The sequence below is a fragment of the Micromonospora sp. NPDC007220 genome, assembly GCF_040634035.1.
Lineage (GTDB): Bacteria > Actinomycetota > Actinomycetes > Mycobacteriales > Micromonosporaceae > Micromonospora > Micromonospora reichwaldensis.
Window position 1 is genome coordinate 42,739 of the sequence record NZ_JBEYEU010000030.1, and the last position, 18,919, is coordinate 61,657.

16 protein-coding genes are annotated in these 18,919 nt (G+C 67.8%); 13 read left to right on the plus strand and 3 right to left on the minus strand.

All coding sequences use genetic code 11. The annotated features are described in order from the left end of the window. Window positions 1–11 precede the first annotated feature (11 nt). From ABZ573_RS29180 to ABZ573_RS29190, 3 genes are read left to right on the plus strand one after another with little or no spacing between them, the layout of a single operon-like run. Complete coding sequence (locus ABZ573_RS29180; protein ID WP_225852140.1) at window positions 12–1,097, plus strand: asparaginase; 1,086 nt, start codon at window positions 12–14, stop codon at window positions 1,095–1,097. Beyond that, complete coding sequence (locus tag ABZ573_RS29185) at window positions 1,090–1,548, plus strand: DUF296 domain-containing protein (protein WP_151454191.1); 459 nt, start codon at window positions 1,090–1,092, stop codon at window positions 1,546–1,548. The genes ABZ573_RS29180 and ABZ573_RS29185 overlap by 8 nt, the downstream gene beginning before the upstream one ends. 33 nt (window positions 1,549–1,581) lie before the next feature. After that, on the plus strand, window positions 1,582–2,961 hold the full coding sequence (locus ABZ573_RS29190) for a hypothetical protein (RefSeq protein WP_151454192.1): 1,380 nt from the start codon (window positions 1,582–1,584) through the stop codon (window positions 2,959–2,961). Here the strand turns inward: ABZ573_RS29190 and ABZ573_RS29195 are convergent. Beyond that, the gene (locus tag ABZ573_RS29195) at window positions 2,955–3,824 is read right to left on the minus strand and encodes an aminoglycoside phosphotransferase family protein (RefSeq protein WP_151454193.1); all 870 of its coding nucleotides are present in this window, start codon (window positions 3,822–3,824) and stop codon (window positions 2,955–2,957) included. The genes ABZ573_RS29190 and ABZ573_RS29195 overlap by 7 nt on opposite strands. A 431-nt stretch (window positions 3,825–4,255) precedes the next feature. Between ABZ573_RS29195 and ABZ573_RS29200 the strand changes: the two genes are divergently transcribed. The 3 genes from ABZ573_RS29200 (at window position 4,256) to ABZ573_RS29210 (ending at window position 7,583) form a co-directional block, all read left to right on the plus strand. After that, window positions 4,256–4,516: a hypothetical protein gene (locus tag ABZ573_RS29200; RefSeq protein ID WP_151454194.1), complete on the plus strand. Its 261-nt coding sequence runs from the start codon at window positions 4,256–4,258 to the stop codon at window positions 4,514–4,516. A 65-nt stretch (window positions 4,517–4,581) separates the two neighbouring features. After that, entirely contained in the window at window positions 4,582–5,226 is a 645-nt protein-coding gene (locus ABZ573_RS29205) for an ATP-binding cassette domain-containing protein (RefSeq protein ID WP_151454195.1), read from the plus strand. Continuing rightward, window positions 5,223–7,583, plus strand: a complete 2,361-nt coding sequence (locus tag ABZ573_RS29210; RefSeq protein ID WP_151454196.1) for a hypothetical protein — start codon at window positions 5,223–5,225, stop codon at window positions 7,581–7,583. The genes ABZ573_RS29205 and ABZ573_RS29210 overlap by 4 nt, the downstream gene beginning before the upstream one ends. A 323-nt stretch (window positions 7,584–7,906) precedes the next feature. Here the strand turns inward: ABZ573_RS29210 and ribD are convergent, their stop codons facing one another. Together ribD and ABZ573_RS29220 are read right to left on the minus strand one after the other, a co-directional pair. Next, window positions 7,907–8,821 (minus strand): bifunctional diaminohydroxyphosphoribosylaminopyrimidine deaminase/5-amino-6-(5-phosphoribosylamino)uracil reductase RibD, encoded by a 915-nt coding sequence (gene ribD, locus ABZ573_RS29215; RefSeq protein WP_151454197.1) that lies wholly within the window; start codon window positions 8,819–8,821, stop codon window positions 7,907–7,909. Continuing rightward, window positions 8,821–9,975 carry a hypothetical protein gene (locus ABZ573_RS29220; RefSeq protein WP_151454198.1) on the minus strand — a complete coding sequence of 385 codons (1,155 nt, stop codon included), beginning with the start codon at window positions 9,973–9,975 and terminating at the stop codon, window positions 8,821–8,823. Before ABZ573_RS29220 ends, ribD begins: the two co-directional genes overlap by 1 nt. Before the next feature lie 444 nt (window positions 9,976–10,419). Between ABZ573_RS29220 and fxlM the strand changes: the two genes are divergently transcribed. The 7 genes from fxlM (at window position 10,420) to ABZ573_RS29255 (ending at window position 18,641) form a co-directional block, all read left to right on the plus strand. Beyond that, the gene (gene fxlM / locus ABZ573_RS29225) at window positions 10,420–11,616 is read left to right on the plus strand and encodes a methyltransferase, FxLD system (RefSeq protein ID WP_192581370.1); all 1,197 of its coding nucleotides are present in this window, start codon (window positions 10,420–10,422) and stop codon (window positions 11,614–11,616) included. Window positions 11,617–11,672: 56 nt separating this feature from the next. Further along, the gene (locus ABZ573_RS29230; RefSeq protein WP_151454200.1) at window positions 11,673–11,864 is read left to right on the plus strand and encodes an FxLD family lanthipeptide; all 192 of its coding nucleotides are present in this window, start codon (window positions 11,673–11,675) and stop codon (window positions 11,862–11,864) included. Between the two features lie 122 nt (window positions 11,865–11,986). Further along, window positions 11,987–15,019, plus strand: coding sequence for a lantibiotic dehydratase (locus tag ABZ573_RS29235; protein ID WP_225852143.1), 3,033 nt, complete (start codon window positions 11,987–11,989; stop codon window positions 15,017–15,019). Window positions 15,020–15,072: 53 nt separating this feature from the next. Beyond that, window positions 15,073–16,221, plus strand: coding sequence for a lanthionine synthetase C family protein (locus tag ABZ573_RS29240; RefSeq protein ID WP_151454202.1), 1,149 nt, complete (start codon window positions 15,073–15,075; stop codon window positions 16,219–16,221). Next, complete coding sequence (locus ABZ573_RS29245) at window positions 16,203–17,162, plus strand: thiopeptide-type bacteriocin biosynthesis protein (RefSeq protein ID WP_151454203.1); 960 nt, start codon at window positions 16,203–16,205, stop codon at window positions 17,160–17,162. Before ABZ573_RS29240 ends, ABZ573_RS29245 begins: the two co-directional genes overlap by 19 nt. A 2-nt stretch (window positions 17,163–17,164) precedes the next feature. Further along, entirely contained in the window at window positions 17,165–18,280 is a 1,116-nt protein-coding gene (locus ABZ573_RS29250; RefSeq protein WP_151454204.1) for a hypothetical protein, read from the plus strand. A 133-nt stretch (window positions 18,281–18,413) separates the two neighbouring features. Continuing rightward, window positions 18,414–18,641: a hypothetical protein gene (locus ABZ573_RS29255; protein ID WP_358122239.1), complete on the plus strand. Its 228-nt coding sequence runs from the start codon at window positions 18,414–18,416 to the stop codon at window positions 18,639–18,641. Window positions 18,642–18,919 lie beyond the last annotated feature (278 nt).

An 18,919-nucleotide genomic window follows, 5' to 3' on the forward strand; every position in this document is an offset into this window, starting at 1 on the left:
AAGGAACGATCGTGTCCCCGCCCCCGCCAGAACTCGTGCCGAACGTCGTCGTGTTCGGTCTTGGCGGCACGATCGCCATGACCAGCGGCACCGGCGACGGCGTCAGCCCCACTCTGTCCGCTCGCGACCTGGTCGACGCCGTACCCGGACTGGCCCCGACCGGAATCGACATCAAGGTGGTCGACTTCCGCCGCCGCCCCGGCGCCTCCCTCACCTTCGCTGACATCACCGCGCTCGCTGCAGCGGCGACCCGCGAACTCGCCGCCGGCGCCACCGGCGTCGTCGTCACCCAGGGCACCGACACGATCGAGGAAACCGCGTACCTGCTCGACCTGCTGCACCACCGCCCCGAACCCCTGGTCGTCACCGGTGCGATGCGCAACCCCACCCTCGCCGGCGCGGACGGACCCGCCAACCTCCTCGCCGCGATCCAGACCGCCGCATCCCCCACCACCCGCGGCCAGGGCTGCCTCGTCGTCCTCGCCGACGAGATTCACACCGCCCGCTGGGTCGCCAAAACCCACTCCACCCACGGCGGCACCTTCCGCTCACCGGACACCGGCCCCATCGGCTACGTGGTCGAAGGCGTCGTGCGCCTGCTGACCCGCGTGCCGTACCGATTCACCATCCCCGCCCCGCACCAAGACGAGCGCCCCCGCGTCGGCCTCTACACGGTCAGCCTCGACGACGACCCGGCCCTCCTCAACGCCATCGCCGACTGCTGCGACGGCCTCGTCATTGCAGGCTTCGGAGGCGGCCACGTACCCGAACCCCTCGTCGACCCGCTCACCACCCTCGCCGCGCACATCCCGATCGTCCTCACGTCCCGCACCCCGGCCGGCCCAACACTCACCCACACCTACGGCTTCCCCGGCTCCGAACGAGACCTCCTCACCCGCGGACTCATCCCCGCCGGCTGGCTGCACCCCTACAAGGCCCGCATCCTTCTTCACGCCCTCCTCGCGGCACAGATCAACCCCGAGGACATCCCCACCGCATTCGCCGTCGCCGGCAACCGCGCCGAACCGTCCTCGTGGCCCTGGCCCAACCCAATCCAGACTGCCGATCGAGCGGAGGCCCCAGCAGCGCATGCGTAGCCACAACCTGAGCCCAGGACGCATGATTGGCGTGGTCTTCGACCACGGCGACGACTTCTTCACCGCCCTCACCGACGCCTGCCGCGCCCACGACATCAAACAGGGCTACATCCCGATGTTCATCGCCGGCCTGTCAACCGCCAAGATCGTCGGTACCTGTCAACGCCTCGACAACCCCGACGCCCCCGTCTGGACCCACGTCGACCTCACCAACGTCGAAGCACTCGGCGGCGGCACCATCGCCTGGGACGACACCAACCAGAAGATCCTCCCGCACATCCACATCACCGCCGGACTCAAGGAACACAGCGCTACCGCTCACACCAGCCACCTACTGGACGCCACCGTCCAATTCCTCACCGAAATGCTCATCATCGAGGTCGCTTCACCCGCCATGCGTCGACTACCAAACACTGGCCTCTACGACGTTCCGCAACTACATCTCGACTAGCGCCCCGGACCGGGCTTCGGAGGGAGGTACAAGATGGCGCGCCACCCCGACACAATCATCACGCCCAACACGCTGCTCGCCCGGGCCCGCCAGCGCCTTGCATCACCGCAACGGCCCGGCCAGCACCTGTCGCGAGCCGAACTGGCAGATGCCATCAACGCGGCTCTCGATCGCCTCTACCCCGGCCGAAGCCTCACCGCTCACTACGTTGACCACCGCTGGGTCGGCAAACTCGAACGCGGCGAACACCGCTGGCCCAGCCACGAACGGCGCACTGCCACTCGCCAGGTGCTCGGTGCCGCGACAGACGCCGATCTCGGCCTCTACAGCCCTCGACGTACCGAGGGCCAGGCGATCTCCGATCGCCAGCAAGTGACGGCTGCATGGTTCGGCAAGCTGCCAGGTGCCCTTGCTCAGCTTCCGGGACCGTGGACGTCCGGATCGGAATTGCAGGCACCGGCCAAAATCGAGTCGCCCCATGTCGAGGCGCTTAAACGCAGCATCACCCTGTTCGAAGAGTGGGACCACCAGCACGGTGGTGGACTCGCCCGTGCAGCGATGGCCGGTCAGCTCGAATGGGCTTGCCGGGTCGCCCGCCAAGCGTCGGCAACGGAAGCAGTACGCCGCACCTGGCTGTCGACGGCAGCACGACTTGCTGACCTTGCCGGATGGGCATGCTTCGATTCAGGCGATAGACCCAGCACAGCCCAGCGATACCTCGTTATGGCGATTCAGATGGCCAGCGAAGCCGAGGACGTGCAGCAGCGGGCACACACCGCCACCACCTTGAGCAGGCACCTCACTTACGTCGGGCAGGTCTCGGATGCTCTTAATGTGATTGGCCTCGTCCACTCAGACTGGCGGAAAATCCCTCCGCTGGGACGTGCGGCGGTTCGGATCGTGGAGGCTCGTGCCTATGCAAGGAGCCATGACGGGGCAGCGTGCATGCGCGCGGTCGCTTCATGTGATGAGGAGTTCGCGGCCAGCGGATTGGATGGGCCGGAAAATCCAGTTTGGGGCTACTACGCCGATGTCGGCCAGATTCTCGGCGATGCTGGCCATGCTCTCTTCGATGTCGCCGTAACGACCGACAAACACCAGCAGACGGACAAACTTCTCAATCGATTGCAGTCCGCGTACTCCTACCATCCGACGGAAGCTGCCAGATCGCGGGCTCTCACCATGATTCGGATCGCCTATCTCCAGATATGCAATGGTAATTTTGCCGGTGGATTGAACTCGATACAGGCTGGCTTGGCAGATGCACGGGGGGTCCACTCCAGCCGGCTACGGGATGACCTGCTCGCCCTTGGTTCCATACTCGCGAACGCAGATCCGGAGCCAAACCTTGCTGGTGAGCTGGAGGCAGCGCGGGCGCACGTATCAGAGGCCTTGCGCTCACAAATTCAATAGCCCGTCCAGCCAGCAGGAGCAGTTCCGTCTCGCAACGTATCGATGCGATGCCTCAGCTGGCGCTGTCGTTGCGGATCATTGTCCGCCGATTGAGCCAGCCATAAAGTCATCCGCAGCATGCGAGCCAGTCGCAGCTCAGACCACGACGGGGTCAGGCGGACATCGAATTCATACGTCTGAACGAAGTCAGCGTACTCCTTATCGGAGAACCACCCACACTCGTAATAAAGGGCCGTCAGGGTCAGGTCCCATTCCGGCGGTCCGATACACACTGTCTCCAGATCCACGAATGCTTCTCGGCCGTCTGCCGTCACCAGGAGATTCTCCATATGCGCGTCGCCGTGCAGAACTGCCTCGCCGAGCATGAATTCCGCGGCGGCCCACCGACCCGAGAGCTGATCGCGGAGTTGGCGCAGAAAAATGCGGTCGCCAGCATCGAGGCAGGCGCCCGCCTGTAACCGCTCTTCGAACCTGTCGAACGGCGACAAAATAGGCAAGGATTTTTCCGGGATGGCAACCGCGTGTAGCCGACGCAGACACTTGGCTAGGGTGACCAAGTCGGCCGACCGGCTATTTGCCAGGTACTCCCACAGCGACACCACGTACTGTCCGACGATTAATGGCTCCGGCCGTGCGGGGTGAACGACAGGCACCTGGCGCGAGGCGAACCAGGCAGCAATGTCGATCTCCCGACGGGGATCGCTCCCCTTGGCCGCCCTTGGCACCACTCGCGCCAGCACACCAGCGCTCGGCAGCAGGACCACACCGTTCTCGCCCACACGCACCACGCTGGCGTCATGAGCCGGGAGGCCCGCTCCGATGGCCGCCAACTTCACCGCGTCGATCGCCTCTTCCTCACGCACGCGACCATCCTCCCCTCGGCAGGCACCGACAGCCACACCATGGCCATCGAGGATGACGCAGCCGACAGGCGGGTTGGGGCTCGTGGTGCCCAGACCAAAAGTGTGTTCGACCAGGCCGTTGCGGTCCGGGAGGGCACGGACGAAAGGTCGCACCGAGACGGCAATGACCGAGCGGGACAGGAGCGGCGAGTCGCGGCAGCGCGGCACCACCGTGAAAGATCCACGACCTGCTGCCGCCGACAGGCGCCACGTCAATAAACAATCATGAATGTAGGGCTTTACAGCACCCTGCTCACGCCATCAGTATGAGCAGGTACGAGCGGGGTTCCGTAAGCAATTCACTTTTCAGAGCTCAGGGGGTGGATCTATTGATCAATGGATTCCGAAAGAGCGTGGCAGCGGGTATCCTGACGACATGCGCCCTATCGACCATGGCGATCATGGGCCCGGCACCCGCTTTCGCGGTTGGCGGCGACTGCACCTCGAAGAAGGAGACGAGCGGGCTGAACAACCGGGGCGGCGCACTCTGCACGTCATTGCAGGCCGATTCGAGGGCTCGGCCCAAGCTCATCCGGGAACTGGGGCCGGACTACCACGGTGACTACTTCACGGCGCTCAATGTGTGGAGGTACACCGACTGGTACACCTGCTACGCCGGATGCGAAGGGGCGTATGAGATCACGCACGTCTGACTCATGGCAGGACCACGTGATGGGCTCGCACCTTCGGCCCATCACGCGGGTCGGCCAGGAGCGTCATGATCACGCTTGAGCAAGTGACCGTCAAGTATTCGGATGCCACACCGCTCGATAACCTTGACCTCACCCTGGGGCCCGGTACGACTGGGGTCATGGGGCCGAGCGGCAGCGGCAAGAGCACGCTGTTGCGCCTCATCGCTGGTTTACAAGCGCCCACTTGCGGCGTGGTCAACATCGACGGCACCGCCGTGGTCACGGCGTCGTGGAATTCGGCGGGCGATGCCCGAGTGTCCTTCATCCATCAGGACTACCGTCTGGTGCCTTTTCTGACCGTCGAGCAGAACATGTTGCTGGCCGCTGAGCTGAGGGGCGTCAGCCGCTCGCGGGCGGACGTCGGCTCGATGCTCGGCCGTGTTGCGCTGCCTTTGTCGATGCGAGACCGCCTGCCGGCGAAGTTGTCGGGCGGGCAGCAACAGCGGGTGGCGATCGCGCGTGCCCTGATGGCGGGGACCTCGGTCATCCTCGCGGATGAGCCGACCGGGGCGTTGGACGTGGACAATACCGAGCGGGTAACGGACATCCTTGTCGATCTCGGGCTTCGGGAACGACTGGTGGTCGTAGTCGCTACCCACGACCCGGACGTTGCGCGGCGGCTGGACCGTCGCTTCGAGCTGTCCCGGGGCAAGCTGGTGCAGTTGGCATGAGCTCTCGCGTCGGTGGCACGGCGCTGACCGTGGCCTTCATGCGCCACCGCGTGGCGCAGATGGCGGTGCTCACGCTGCTGGGCTTCATGCTGGGCGGCACCGTCATCGGTCTGGCCGTGGCGCGCAGCAGCGCCGAGCGGGCGATCCAGGACTCGGTTCGCGCCGACATCGGGGGAAGTCGCTACGCGCTGCAGACCGGCGATCCCGCTGCGAGCAGGGCCATTTCGATGGTTCCGGACACCATGCCGGTGCAGGACCAGATGGGTGACGTGCTCGCGGGTGACCTCTCCGCACCCGTACTGGTTCGCGACTACACCAAGTCGTCGTTGGAGTTGGGGATCGTCACTCGGGGCCTCCGGCCCCGAGTCGCGGGCGAACTCCTGTTGTCGGAGTCGACCGCGCAGGCCCTGGGCATCGCGATCGGCGACACCGTCCGGATACGGACTGGGGATGGCCAGCGGACGGGACGGGTCGTGGGTCTGTCAGTGGACCCGGCCAACCGGACGACGAGCACGTTGGTGCAGCTCGTGGCGGAGTCGGCGGAGTTCCGGCCCACCATCTGGTTGAGTGACACGGACTTCTACACCGTGGCGGCGCTGCGGCCCGTCCTCGATCAGCGCACGGCGACCTACCAGTCCGTCGACACCGTTCTCGAGGCATCCGCGGGAAACCGGCCCCAGTTCCTCAGCGCCATGCGGTTCGTCCCGGCCGGCTGTGGCCTTCTGATGGGCATCCTGCTCGTCGCGGCGGGTGTGGTGCTGTCCCGTCGGTGGCGGCTCGACGCCGACGCGCTGATCGCAGTGGGGATGCCGCCCGCCCTGGCATGGCGGAGGTTACTGTCGGTCATCTGCGGGACGGTGCTGGCCGGCGAGGTCCTCGGCGGCTGCGCCGCGTCCGCGGTCCTGTTCCTCTCGCGCGACCCGGTGTCCGCGTGGGTAGGGCAGCAATGGGTAGGGATCGCGATGCCATGGCAGGAGACCGTGGCCCTTCTGGGTCTGACCATCCTGTTAGCGCTGTCGGCCGTGCCGATGACGCGCCTCGGCACGCGGTGGGCGCAACGCCATCCTAAAAGGCCCTCGCAGGGGCGCTGGGCGAACCTGGCGGGAGCGCTGGGCGTGGGTCTTGGTCTTGCCACACTTGTGGTCCTGACGCGGGTGTCCCTGGAGTCGCACGGAAGCCGCGTGGCCGCGCTCACGCCGTTAGCGGCTAGTGTCGTCGCGTTCGCCCTGCCGTCGGTCGTCGCACCGATCCTCTGCTGGAAACTGCCCACGGCTACCAAAACGCTCATGCGGCACCTGCATGCGGGCCTGCGGCCGGTCGCGGCCACCGGCGCGGTCGTCATCGTGCTCAGCGGATACTGGTCGGCGCAGAACACCTACGACGCCAACGTCGGCGAAGCTCTGTCAAGCCCGCTCGAACCGGCCGGTTCCTTCGTCGTCAGCGAGATGCCTGACAGCGCGATCCAGGCGTTGGAGGCGTTCTACCGATCGCACGGTGGGCGGCAAGTCGTTCGCTACGCGATCCCCGACGAGTCCAAAGCCCAGCTCCGGGTGACAGCGCCGAAGGTCCTTGCGTGCATGTCCAGCCAGCGCACTCTCAATCCCACCGAAGTGACGGACTGCTTCCCCCGGGAGTCGGCGGCGCCGCTCAACCGGGTCATGCTCGGCGACCCGGGATCGGCACCACGAGCCGATCCACACCTACTGGACAACGGGAAAGTCGGACTGCTGGTGTTCGCCAGCGGGGACGGGACGGCAACTTCCCTCGCCGACAGCCGGGCGGAAGCCGACCCGCTGCTCGGCGGCAACCTGCCCGGCCTGGTGGTCGCCCCGGACAGCGCCGTGGCTAAGAGGTTCGGGCTCACCGCGAACGGCACCAGCGAGGTGCTTCTCCCGGACTTCGCCCGGTTGTCGCCGCGCGAGCAGTTCCTCGTCCGAGCGGCGGCCATCCGTCTCGCTCCAAGCGCACAGATGGCCAGCGGAACCGACCCAACGGCCTACGACCGGCTGCGCTCTGTCGCCAACACCGCCAGTTTCCTGGGCGCGACCACCGCCATGTTAATCCTGCTACTGGGCGGCGTCGCGTTGGTCGTCGCGCACACGTTAACCAGACGCACGCTCGTCGACATCGGCGCAGCACCCGGCCGGAGGTGGGAAATCGTTGCTCGGTGGACAGCCGTCCCCTTGACGACCGCAGTGCTGGCCATCCCACTGGCCATCCTAACGGCGTCCGCCGGGGGACAGCGCACGGAAGCATCGTACGGAAGCCTGTGGCTCCTGCCGGGCCTCCTCGGTGCCGCCGCTGCCCTGATCGTCGGGGTGGCGTTCCTGCGCCCACCGCCGACAACGGACGAGTAGACGCAAGGTACGGCGGCGCTACGGTACCGCCGGCTCGCCCGACCAGGGGAACTCGATCCACAGGTCGCTGCGGCACCCGACGTAGTCACAGTTAATCGACAAGCGCGGCTATCCCGTCGCCGCTGTCCCATCAGGAAGTTCCACGACGATGCCAGGGGCCGGGTACTGCGACTTCCGTCAAGGCTTGCGGATCGGCGGATCGGCGGATCGGCGGGCCGGCTACGGGTGTTCGCGGAGGCAGCCGCTTGAGCGATGGCGACAACCGGAGGGCTACTGGTCTCGGGCTGGCGTGGCAGGCGATAGCCGCTCGATGCCGGCGGGCATCAGCGCATCCTTGTTTGTGCGATACCGGCTTGCAAAGAAGAATGCTCGGACCGGCGAAGGCGAATACGATTACCCGTGCTGCTGGGCGAGATGTCGGCCCACTCGAAACCCGCCGGTGTGAGGTCTATGGTGGCTGCCGCGAGACCGCTCGCCGGCGGGGCCTTTCCGACGGCGACCACGATTTCATCGACGCAATCAAGATTGACGTGGAGCCCATTGGAATCAGCTCCAACGGCGAGAATGGCGCGCGAACCTGTGGCGTAGCAGGTGGAGATCCACTGGTGGAGATCGCCGCTTGGGTCATCTGGCAGCGTGAAGTGTTCAGGGGCGTGGCCACCTGGGATGCCCTCCTCAAGTGCCTTCCCGCTGTGCACGAGGTCTGCCCTGCTGCGCAGATCCGCTACAAGTTGATCGTTGCTGTGTTGGCTGTCCTTGGCATTCAGGACATAGGCCCAGATCAGGTAGGGCCGACGGCGTCGGGTAGCGGTGAGCCAGGGGCCGAGGACGGTGAGGGTCTCGTTGGGGAGCACGTTGGTTTCCACGTCGATGCCGTGGGCGGCGAGTACGGCGGCGCCTCCGTCGCCTCGGGACGTCGGATCGATGATGCTGATGACGACCCGGGTGATGCCGGCGTTGATGAGTTCTTGGCGGCAGGCCGGAGTGACGCCGGTGTGGTTGCAGGGTTCGAGCGTGACGACGGCGGTGCCGCCTCGTGCTGCCGCGCCGGCTGCTTTGAGTGCGTTGGCCTCGGCGTGGGCTTCTCCTTTGCGTCGGTGGTAGCCGGTGCCGACAGTGGCTCCGTTGCGGTCGAGGATGACGCAGCCGACGGGTGGGTTGGGGCTTGTGGTGCCTAGGCCGAATGACGACAGGGTGATCGCGTGTCGCATCGCGGCCAGCTCGGCGTCGGATGCCATCAGAAGGTCGTCTCCTTGAGTTCGTTGAGGAAGGCGCGGACCTCTGGCAGTTGCTGGTGTCCGCTGACCGGGGCGCCGAGCTGTGCAAGTCGTTGCAGGATTCGTCGTGATCCGGCCCGGCGCACGATCGGTACCGCGTGGTGTGCCGTCGCTGCGGCGAGTTCTGGTTGGTTCGCCGCGAGATGGGCTTCTGCCTTGTTCGTCAGGGCGGAGGCGAAGTCTTGGCGATGACGTCGGGGAATCGTGGGAAGGGCTTCGTCGAGTACCGCGATTGCTTCCTGTGGGCGCTGCGCCAGGCGAAGGCAGGCTCCGCGGTGCACCTCGATGTAGCCGCTGGTGCAGTAGGAGCCGTGTTCCCCTTCCGGCTTTCCTTGCTGGCGGTCTGCTGCCCAGCGGTGCGCGTCGTCAAGCAGGCGCATGGCCGTGTGGTGCTCGCCGACGGCGGCTAGGGAGTGCGCGTGCTGGACACGCAACGCTGCGCGCATCGGTGCGGGCAGTTTCTGGTCGTAGCGCAGGGCGGCTTCTGCCTGCACTACGGCTTCCGTGGGGTGTCCGCTGGTCAACCACTGTTGGCTGCTACGGTATGTGGCCCACGCGGTCATGGTCGGGTCGCCGATCTGGCCCGCCCATGCGAGTGCCTGATGGGTACGGCGGTGGCCCGCGGCGTGGTCGTTGAGGGACTGGTGCAGCCATGCCGCGGATTCGGCGTACTGGGCGGCGAGGCGGATGACCGCGGGACGTAGCGCCTCGGGAGCGGCCTTCGACAAGTCCTCGATTGCCGCCAGCTGCCTGGAAACGCCCATCAGTGCGTACTCAGGGCCGAAGACCTTGTCGTTCTGGACCAGGAGGTGCCACTCTTCGCGCAGCAGATGGATGGTTTCCTCCCAACTGCCTGGTCGAGGCTCGGTCGCTTCGCCGTCGTCGCGCGTCTGGTCACTTCGTCGGGGGCTGTAGAGGTCAAGTTCGTCGTCGCGGGTGGCGCCGAGTACCTGACGAAGGGCAGCTCGACGCGCTTCGCTGGGCCAGCGATGTTCTCCACGTTCCAGTTTGCCGACCAGCGAAAGTCCACGTATTGGGTGGTCATGTCGCGGCCGGAGCAGCTGGCGTCGAGTGCCGCGTTGACCGCGTCGGCCAGCTCGGTGCGGGACATGCACTGGCCGGAGCGTCTGGGCGAGGGCAGGCGTTGCCGGGCACCGCTGAGCGCGGAGTTGGGCTTGATCGTGGTGTCTGGATGGCGAGGCACTGTCTCCCCGTTCAACCGATAGGGCGGCCCTGCCGACTATGCCACCGATGTCCCTGATTGGAGCACCGGCCGCGCTGCGTGGCCGAGGGCCGAAGCGGGTGCCGGCAAAGTCGGACCGTAAGTCGGTATTCCCGCGCTGTTCACAATGAGTAATCGTGTGAAGCGTACTCGGTAGGGCTCGTGCGGCAGGTAGCCGTTCATGACCCACCTGCTTGTAGGCGGCAGGCTCTGTCGGCGCTGCGTTGCGCGCTACCGCATCCGGCACCTGCCAGCACCAGACGGCACGAGAAACATGAGATTGGAGCGCCGAGTGACGTACACGGCTGACGTACCGAGTTCCCCGGATCAGGTCGGAATGATCCGAGACGCCCTCGTGGATCGGCTCGTCGCTGACGGCATGATCACTTCCTCGGTCGTGGAGGCGGCGTTCCGGGCAGTGCCGCGGCATGCGTTCGTGCCGGCTGGCACACCACTCAAGGTCGTCTACGACGTCGACCAGTCGGTGATCACCAAGACGGATGAGCACGGGGTGCACCTGTCCTCGGTCAGCGCCGCGTACATCCAGGCGCGCATGATCGAACAAGCCGGTGTCGAGCCCGGCATGCGGGTTCTGGAGATCGGTTCGGGTGGTTACAACGCCGCGCTGCTGGCCGAGGTGGTCGGAGCGGACGGACACGTCGTCAGCGTGGACATCGATCCGGACATCACCGACCGCGCCGAGGTCCTGCTGCGCGAGACGGGCTACGAGCACCGGGTACGGGTGGTACAGGCCGACGCGGTGCACGGCCTGCCCGGTGAGGGCGTGTTCGACCGAATCCTTGTCACGGTCGGCGCGTGGGACATCCCTCCCGCCTGGCTGGATCACCTCGCCCCGGACGGGGTGATCGTGGTCCCGCTGCGGATGAACGGCGTGACCCGGACGATCGCGTTGCGCCGCGACGGCGACCACTTGACCAGTACCTCTAGTGAGGTGGCGGGGTTCGTGCCCCTGCAGGGCGACGGTGCCCGGCCCGAGCGGATCTTCCGGCTGCCCGACCGGCAGGGCCGGTTCGTCAGCTTGCGCTTCGACGTCGGCGCCCCGGACGACGTTCGTCAGCTGGATGGTGTGCTGGACACCGAACGCAGCGAGGTCTGGTCGGGAGTCACGGTCGGACACAGCGAGTCCTTCGCGGATCTTCACCTGTGGCTGGCCGGATTCCTGCCTGGTTTCTGCCTGCTCGCGGCGGACGACGGCACCGAGCTGGCTGCCGAGCGTCGTTGGTTTCCGTTCGGTGTCGTGCGTGGTGACTCGTTCGCCTACCTGGCCTGGCGTCCGGCTGAGGGTGACTCGGGTGCTGAGCTCGGGGCCCGTGCCTTCGGGGCACACGGTAAGGACGCCGCGGCGGCGATGACGGAACAGATTCAGGCCTGGTATCAGCGGGCCCATCGCAGGCCGGTACCGACTTTCGCCTACTGGCCGTCCGGCATCAACGTCGGCAGTACGCCGGCCGACGTGGCGGTGTTGGCGAAGACGTACGGCCTGCTCCAGATCTCCTGGCCGGCGGCGAGCTAGCCGCCCTCGGCCAGGTGTTTCACACCCCTATTCGACCTACCCGAGGAGTGAAGACGATGGCCCCGCCGCTGCTGGAACTCGATCGCACGGACGCCCCCACCGCCGCCACCGACGACGACTTCGTGCTCGACATGCGGGTCGTGGAGTCCACGACCCCGCTGGTGGTCATGATGTGCAGTACGAGCGACGGTTGCGGCAGCAGCTGCAGCACGAGCGCCTGCACGACCAAGTCCTGCGACCCGGTCTGATCCAGGCCGCCTGATCCCGACGATGCCGTCGGCGCCCGCCCGGGCGCCGACGGCGCGGTTTCTTCGTTGAGGGGACGACCTTCGTGCCAGCTCCGCCCATCTTCCGTAGCGCCGGCGTGATCATGGTGCGTGCCACCACGGATCCCGGCGATCTTGATGTGCCTTCGCAACTGGACCTCGCCAGCGACGACGCAGTGCTGCGTGAGGGCCTGCCGTGGCTGATAAAGACGTGGGCTCGTGCTGACGTCCGTGATGCCGTCACGCTGGCGAGCCCCGCCCTCGCGGAACAGCTTGACCGCATCAGCGCGGGTCCTGACACGGTGACGGCCAAGGTGGTTCGGCGGGCCGTCATCTCCGTCGCCGGCTACCTGCTGCGGTGGCAGCGGCGGGCGACACCGTTCGGTCTGTTCGCCGGCGTCACGATCGCCGCCACCGGATCGGGCAGCGTGCAGGTCGGACGGCGCCACCGTACGGTGGCGCGGGTCGACAGCGAGTGGCTGGCGGCCGTGATCGATCGGCTGGAGCAGCACCCGCAGCTGCGCCGTCGCCTGCGGGTGATCGCCGACAACACCGGCGTTGTTCGTGACGGCCGGTTCATCACCGCCCGCCGGGCCGACCCGGGCGGCGGCAAGGCGGTCCCGCTGCGCGACACGTCCGTGCGCTACACAGCGCCGGTGAAAACGGCGCTCGCCAGCGCCGCCGTTGGCATCCGGTATGACGAGCTCGCCGCCGAGTTGGCCGAGCGGTTCCCCACAGCCCAGCCCGAACAGATCACCACCGTCCTGGACAACCTGTTGCGGCAGGGCGCTCTCATCAGCGCTCTGCGCCCGCCGATGACGGTCACCGACAGTCTCACCCACGTGATCGAGACAGTGACAGCCGCTGGCGTTGAGCAGTTCGGCGACGTCGCCGCCGTGCTACGCGACCTGAAGATGGTGCGGCACCTGATCGATGAGCACAACAACCACGACGACCCACGGCAGGCGACCGCGGTCCGGGCCTCGCTCGCGCAGCGGATGCGCGGGGTCGTTGCCGCCAGCCAGCACACGCTGGCGGTCGACACCCGCCTCGACGCTCAGATCCGCGTTCCCGAGCAGGTGCTGACGGAAGCTGTCGAGGCGGCGCAAGTCCTGCTGCGGGTCAGCACCAAGCCGTTCGGGTCGACCGCCTGGCAGGACTACCGGTCCCGGTTCCGGGCCCGCTACGGCCAAGGGTCGCTCGTGGCGGTGCGAGACCTGCTGGCTGACTCCGGGCTTGGTTACCCGACCGGATACCTCGGTGCGCCCCGCGCGCATCCGAGCTGGCGCAGCGTCAACGAACGCGACGCGACGTTCCTTGCCCTGGTGCAGCGGGCCGCGCTCGACGGACGCGACGAGATCGTCTTGACCGACGCGGAGGTGGCAGCGTTGACCGTGGGCGAGCCGGCAGACGTGATACCGCCGGCACGTATCGAGCTCGGCGTGACCGTTCACGCCGCATCGATCGACGCCCTCGACCGGGGGGACTTCCGGCTGCGCTTCGCCGCGGCGCCGGGCTCGCCGACGAGTATGGTCGGCCGCTTCATCCACCTCTTCGACAACTACCAGCAGACCCAGCTTCAGGCCGCATGCGCGCCAGACGCGCCGTACGGCGACGCGGTGGCGGTGCAACTGTCGTTTCCGCCGCGGCGCCCGCACAACGAGAACGTCACCCGGGTCCCCCAGCTCCTGCCCGACGTCGTCGCGCTCGCCGAACACCCCACCGGTAATCCGATCAGCCTCGACGACCTGGCCGTCACCGCCGACGCCGACCAGATGTACCTGGTGCAGATCTCCACCGGCCGCCGAGTCATCCCCCACATCCCCCACGCACTCGACACCATCGTGCAAAGCCCTCCGCTGGCACGCTTCCTCGCCGAGGTCGCCGACGCGCGCACCACGGTGTTCGGCCCACTCGACGTCGGTGCCGCCCGCACGCTGCCGTACCTGCCGCGCGTTCGGTATCGACGCACGATTCTCGCCGCCGCACGATGGCTCCTCACCAGCGACCACCTGCCGTCGCGAGACGGCCACGGCTGGGACTCCGCGCTGCAGGCGTGGCAACGGCACTGGCGGGTCCCCGCCCGGGTCGTGCTCTGTCACGGCGAGTTCCGCCAGCCGTTGCACCTCGATGACCGGCTCGACCGGGCGTTGCTGCGCCACCGGCTGGCACAGGCCGAACGGGTGGAGCTGCGCGAGGACGCCCAGCCCGACGACCACGGGTGGATCGGCCGTGCCGCAGAGCTGCTGATCCCGATGCTCGCCATCACGCCCGCGCGCCGGCCGCTGCCGCACCTCGCGCCGCCCGGTCGGCTTCAGGTGCCCGGCGGCGCAGGCGTGCTGCAGGCGCGGCTGGCCGGCAACCCGGCGCGTTTCGACGACATCATCCGGCACCTCGCGTCGTTCACCGCGACGCTGGACGGCACGGTGCACCGGTGGTGGATTCGGCGACGTCGCGACCTGGTCCGTATGGACGCCGACCAGCACCTCATCGTCGTGCTCCGGCTGACCGCACCCGAGCACCACCCGACTGTCATCGCAGCTTTGGCCGCGTTCGCCGCTGACCTCGCCGCCCGTGGTCTGCCCGGCCAGTTGTCGCTCGTGCCGTACCAGGACCATCCCGGCCGCTACGGCTGCGACGAGGCGCTCGTCGCCGCCGAGGACGTGTTCGGCGCCGACACCACCTGCGTCATCGCCCAGATAGCAGCCGCCGCCGACCTCAACGTGCCGGCGCAGGCGCTGGCTGCCGCGTCCATGGCCCGGCTCGCCGCCGCGTTCGCCACCGACGGGACTTCGGGATATCAGGCCCTGCTCCAATGCCTGCCGCAGCAGACCGGGCCGCTGGACCGTGCACTGTGCGAGCAAACGCTACGACTGGTCGACCTACCTGTCGACGGGCGGCAGCCACAGTCACACCCCGCCGGGAAGGCGGTCGGCGACGCGTGGCAGGCCCGCAGCACCGCCCTGCGTCGGTACTTCGACGCTCTCGCCGCGCAGCGTGACCCGTCCGGTGTCCTGCCGACCCTGCTGCGTGACCACCACATCCGTGCGCTCGGCGTCGATCCCACCTTCGAGCAGAGCACCAACCGTCTGGCTCGCGCCGCCGCACTGCGCGCCCTGGCCCGGACCGCCCAGTGATGAACAGGCCAGCGACCAGCGCCACCGCCAGTGCCGATGTCGGGACGCCGACGATGGATGGTCCGGATGCCGCCCGCCAGTCGCTGGCCACCGGAGCGGCAGGCATCGCTCTGCTGCACCTCGAACGGGCCGTCGCCGGCAGCGGATCCTGGGCAGACGCGCATGCGCAGATCCGGGCAGCGGCGACCGGGCCGCTCGACGGCGGCCAGCACACCGGCTTGTACTACGGCATCCCCGCCATCGCGTTTCTCCTGCACCGCGCTGCCGAGGCCGACGACCGCTACCGCATTGCGGCGGCGACCCTCGATAAACACGTGGCACGGCTGGCACGCCGCCGCCTCACCGCCGCCACCGCCCGCCTGCGGCACGGTGGCGGCGGCTCGCTCGGCGAATACGACCTCTTTTACGGCCTCACCGGCATCGGCGTACTGCTGATGCAGCGCATGCCCCACAGCGACACCTTCGCCGATGTGCTGCGCTACCTGACGGTGCTGGTGCGCCCGCGTGAGCAGGACGGCCGCCTACTGCCCGGCTGGTGGGCCGCCCACGACCCCGACCCGACCCTGCCGACACCCGGCGGGCACGCCAACCTCGGTATGGCGCACGGCGCGGCGGGAATCCTCGCCCTGCTGGCCCTCGCCATGCGTCACGGCCACGTCGTGGACCACCACGCCGAGGCCATCGACCAGCTCACCCAACACTTCGACCGATGGCGCCAGCACGACGTCGACGGCGGCAGTTGGTGGCCACAGTGGCTCACCCTCGACGACCTCAACACCGGTCGCGTCAGCCAGCCCACACCGGGCCGGCCGTCCTGGTGCTACGGCACCCCCGGCATCGCCCGCGCACTCCAACTCGCCGCGATCGCCACGAACGACCCGGCCCGCCGCGCCGACGCCGAACACGCCCTCGCCGCCTGCCTCACCGACCGCCACCGAAGCCGGCTCACCGACCTCGGCCTCTGCCACGGCCTCGCCGGTCTCTACGCCACCGCCCACCACGCCACCGCCGACGCCCAAAGCCACGCCCTCCACCACCAGCTACCCGCCCTGGCCACCGCCATACAGACAGCCGCGCACCACCACGACCAGGACGGCAACGCCGGGCTGCTGACCGGCCACGCCGGCATCCACCTGGCCGCCGAAACCGCACGACACGGCACCACCCACACCGGATGGGACACATGCCTGCTGATCACCTGACCACCCCACTGGCCGCCAGCGTGCTCACCGTACTCGCCGGCACCCCCCTGCAGACAGTCGCGGCGACCGCAGCCATCGATCCCGCCGACCTCGCCGACGCCGTCGACACCTACCACCGCGCCGGCGGCGCCGCCCTTGCCGACGCCGAACACGCCGACGGCCCCTGGTACCAGGTACGCGTCGAGTTTCCCGACTGGAACACCGCAGAGACGACCGCGGTCACCTCACTCGGCCCCCGCCTCGACCACCTTACGAACGAGGGCGCCTGCGGCGGGTGGTGGTTCCTGCGCAAACATCCCTGCTGGCGCCTGCGCTTCACCCACGCCCACGTCGACGCCGTGAACCACGTCCTCGACGACCTCACCACCACCGGCGAACTCACCAGATGGTGGCCCAGCCTGTACGAACCGGAAACCGCCGCCTTCGGCGGCACAGCCGGCATCCGCATCGTCCACGACCTGTTCTGCGCCGACAGCCACGGCGTCCTCACCTACCTCTGCCAACCACAACCAGCCCTCGGCCGCCGCGAACTGTCCCTCCTCCTGCTCGGCGGCCTTCTCCAAGCCGCCGGCCTCGACTGGTTCGAACGCGGCGACGTCTTCGCACGAGTCGCCCAGATGCGTCCGATCAACCACATCACCAACAGCCGACTCGACGCGCTCACTGCCAACGTACGCGGCCTCCTCACGGTAGCGCCCACCACGGACAACTCCCTGTTCGAAGCCGACGGGGTAGTTCCCTTCGCCGCCCCATGGCACCGCGCGTACATCGAAGCCGGACGCGCCCTCGCCGCCGCCGCGACAGCCGGCACCCTCCACCGCGGCCTACGAGCCGTCACCAGCCACATCGTGATCTTCCACTGGAATCGACTCGGGCTACCCGCCCACACCCAAGGCGTCCTCGCCCGCGCCGCACTCGAAGCGTTCCTGCCGCGGAGCTGACCATGAACACCGCCCTCGACCCCACCACCATCCGCGCCGCCGTCCGCCGTTTCCCACTACTCGGCCGACCCCGACCCGCATGCCCCGCCCTGACCGACCGTGTCACCGAAGTCGCCGAACTCGCCGAGACGGCTGCCGCGCACCACGACAACGGCATGGCCGAAGCGGCCCACGCCCTAAACAAAGCCGCGCTGATCGCCAGCGACTGCGGCCTGCCGAACCTCGCCCACCAATGGTGCTGGGACCACATCAACATCTACCGGCAACGCGGCACGCTCACCGCCCTACAAGCCAGCTACCTGCTCGAACCCGTCCTCAACCTCGCCCGCCTACAGATCCGCGCCGACAACGGCCAGCCCGCACTACACCTGCTTCAAGCGATGTACCAAGCCATCACCACAGGCACCAACCTGACCATCGACGGCCGGACACTGCCACTGACCAACCTGACCGGCACACGCGACGATCTCGGCAAGCTGCGCCAGTGGACCTGGCTGCAACACCTCAGCGAAGGCATCCGCATCCTCGCCCTCGCCGGCCGGTGGGACGACGCCGTCACACACGCCAACGCACTCAACGGCATCGGCGGTCACCTCATGGAGGGACGACAAGCCACGATCATCGCTCACCTCCTGCGCGGAGACACCGACACCGCCCGCGTCATCCTCGATGACAGCACCAGCACCCAACCGTGGGAACAACATGTCGGCTCATGCCTCACCGTAATGTGCGCAACACCCGCAACGGCCAACTCTGGTATGTCCGCCATGGTCGAGCAGTTCCTAGCACAGGAACCCGTCACCGACTACGCCGTCTATCGAGCCCGATGGGGCCTCACCGCCGCCACGCTGTCCAGCAGACACGACGAAGCAACCGCTCAACAACTCCTGCGTCACGTGGCCACCGAGGTCCTCGAAGCACCCGACGGATACGCCGCCCGGGAAGTCCTCGCCCACCGCACCGCCCTGCACCTCAACGAGCCACATGAGCACGCTCTCGCCCACATCACGACAACAGCCGGTCTCAGGGCCGGCTCAATGCCCGAGGCAACCCTGCGAACTCTCCGCGAAGCAGCAAGAATCGCGAGCGATGCCCTGACATGCTCCGTCGGAAGCTGAGAGAGATGGGCGGACCCGAGTACGGCACAGCCTCCGCGTCACGCCGGGCTTCCATCACGCGATTCGGAACGCTGTGATGTATACCCCATTGAAGCGGCCAACCTCGGCACGGCGCCGGATCTATCAGACCCTCGTGCAACAGCCCGAGAGGCACTGGACGGTTCGCACACTGAGCGACGCACTGGCGATGCACGCCTGCGTCAAAGAGACAGCCGTCCGCGACACGATCAACCTGCTGCTGAGCCTGCGATTGGTTGATCTGGTCCCGCATCAGCGGGCGATAACCGTCAGCCTGACCGCCACCGGCGAACGAGCCCTCACCGTCGCGCTGCGCCGCGCTCAGGCGCAAGAGCGATCGTGACCAGCGATGCCTGTCGGCTACATCGTGTGGGGCATTCTCGGCAGCGGTGGGGCCACGTCTCCGTCGGCTCCCGCGCCTACCACGGACCGACCCTCGGCCCTGAGCAGTTCATGGCGCTGGCGGTCCTTCGTGGATCGTTCGAGCAGGCGGCGCGGCATGAGGACGACTGAGGCAAGCTACGGGAGACTGGCGCCGATGGGTTTCCGGCTGTGGCACGGCACCGAGATCGTCGCACTCGACGTGGAAGGCAGCGGCGCCCAGGACCGTGACACCGAGGC

Coding starts and splice junctions, on each gene's coding strand:
- ABZ573_RS29245 (WP_151454203.1), top strand. CDS start 16,203: ATGCCTGCTGATCACCTGACCACCCCACTGGCCGCCAGCGTGCTCACC.
- ABZ573_RS29200 (WP_151454194.1), top strand. CDS start 4,256: ATGGCGATCATGGGCCCGGCACCCGCTTTCGCGGTTGGCGGCGACTGC.
- ABZ573_RS29185 (WP_151454191.1), top strand. CDS start 1,090: ATGCGTAGCCACAACCTGAGCCCAGGACGCATGATTGGCGTGGTCTTC.
- ABZ573_RS29190 (WP_151454192.1), top strand. CDS start 1,582: ATGGCGCGCCACCCCGACACAATCATCACGCCCAACACGCTGCTCGCC.
- ABZ573_RS29230 (WP_151454200.1), top strand. CDS start 11,673: ATGGCCCCGCCGCTGCTGGAACTCGATCGCACGGACGCCCCCACCGCC.
- ABZ573_RS29205 (WP_151454195.1), top strand. CDS start 4,582: ATGATCACGCTTGAGCAAGTGACCGTCAAGTATTCGGATGCCACACCG.
- ABZ573_RS29250 (WP_151454204.1), top strand. CDS start 17,165: ATGAACACCGCCCTCGACCCCACCACCATCCGCGCCGCCGTCCGCCGT.
- ABZ573_RS29240 (WP_151454202.1), top strand. CDS start 15,073: ATGGATGGTCCGGATGCCGCCCGCCAGTCGCTGGCCACCGGAGCGGCA.
- fxlM (WP_192581370.1), top strand. CDS start 10,420: ATGATCCGAGACGCCCTCGTGGATCGGCTCGTCGCTGACGGCATGATC.
- ribD (WP_151454197.1), bottom strand. CDS start 8,821: ATGGCATCCGACGCCGAGCTGGCCGCGATGCGACACGCGATCACCCTG.
- ABZ573_RS29210 (WP_151454196.1), top strand. CDS start 5,223: ATGAGCTCTCGCGTCGGTGGCACGGCGCTGACCGTGGCCTTCATGCGC.
- ABZ573_RS29235 (WP_225852143.1), top strand. CDS start 11,987: ATGGTGCGTGCCACCACGGATCCCGGCGATCTTGATGTGCCTTCGCAA.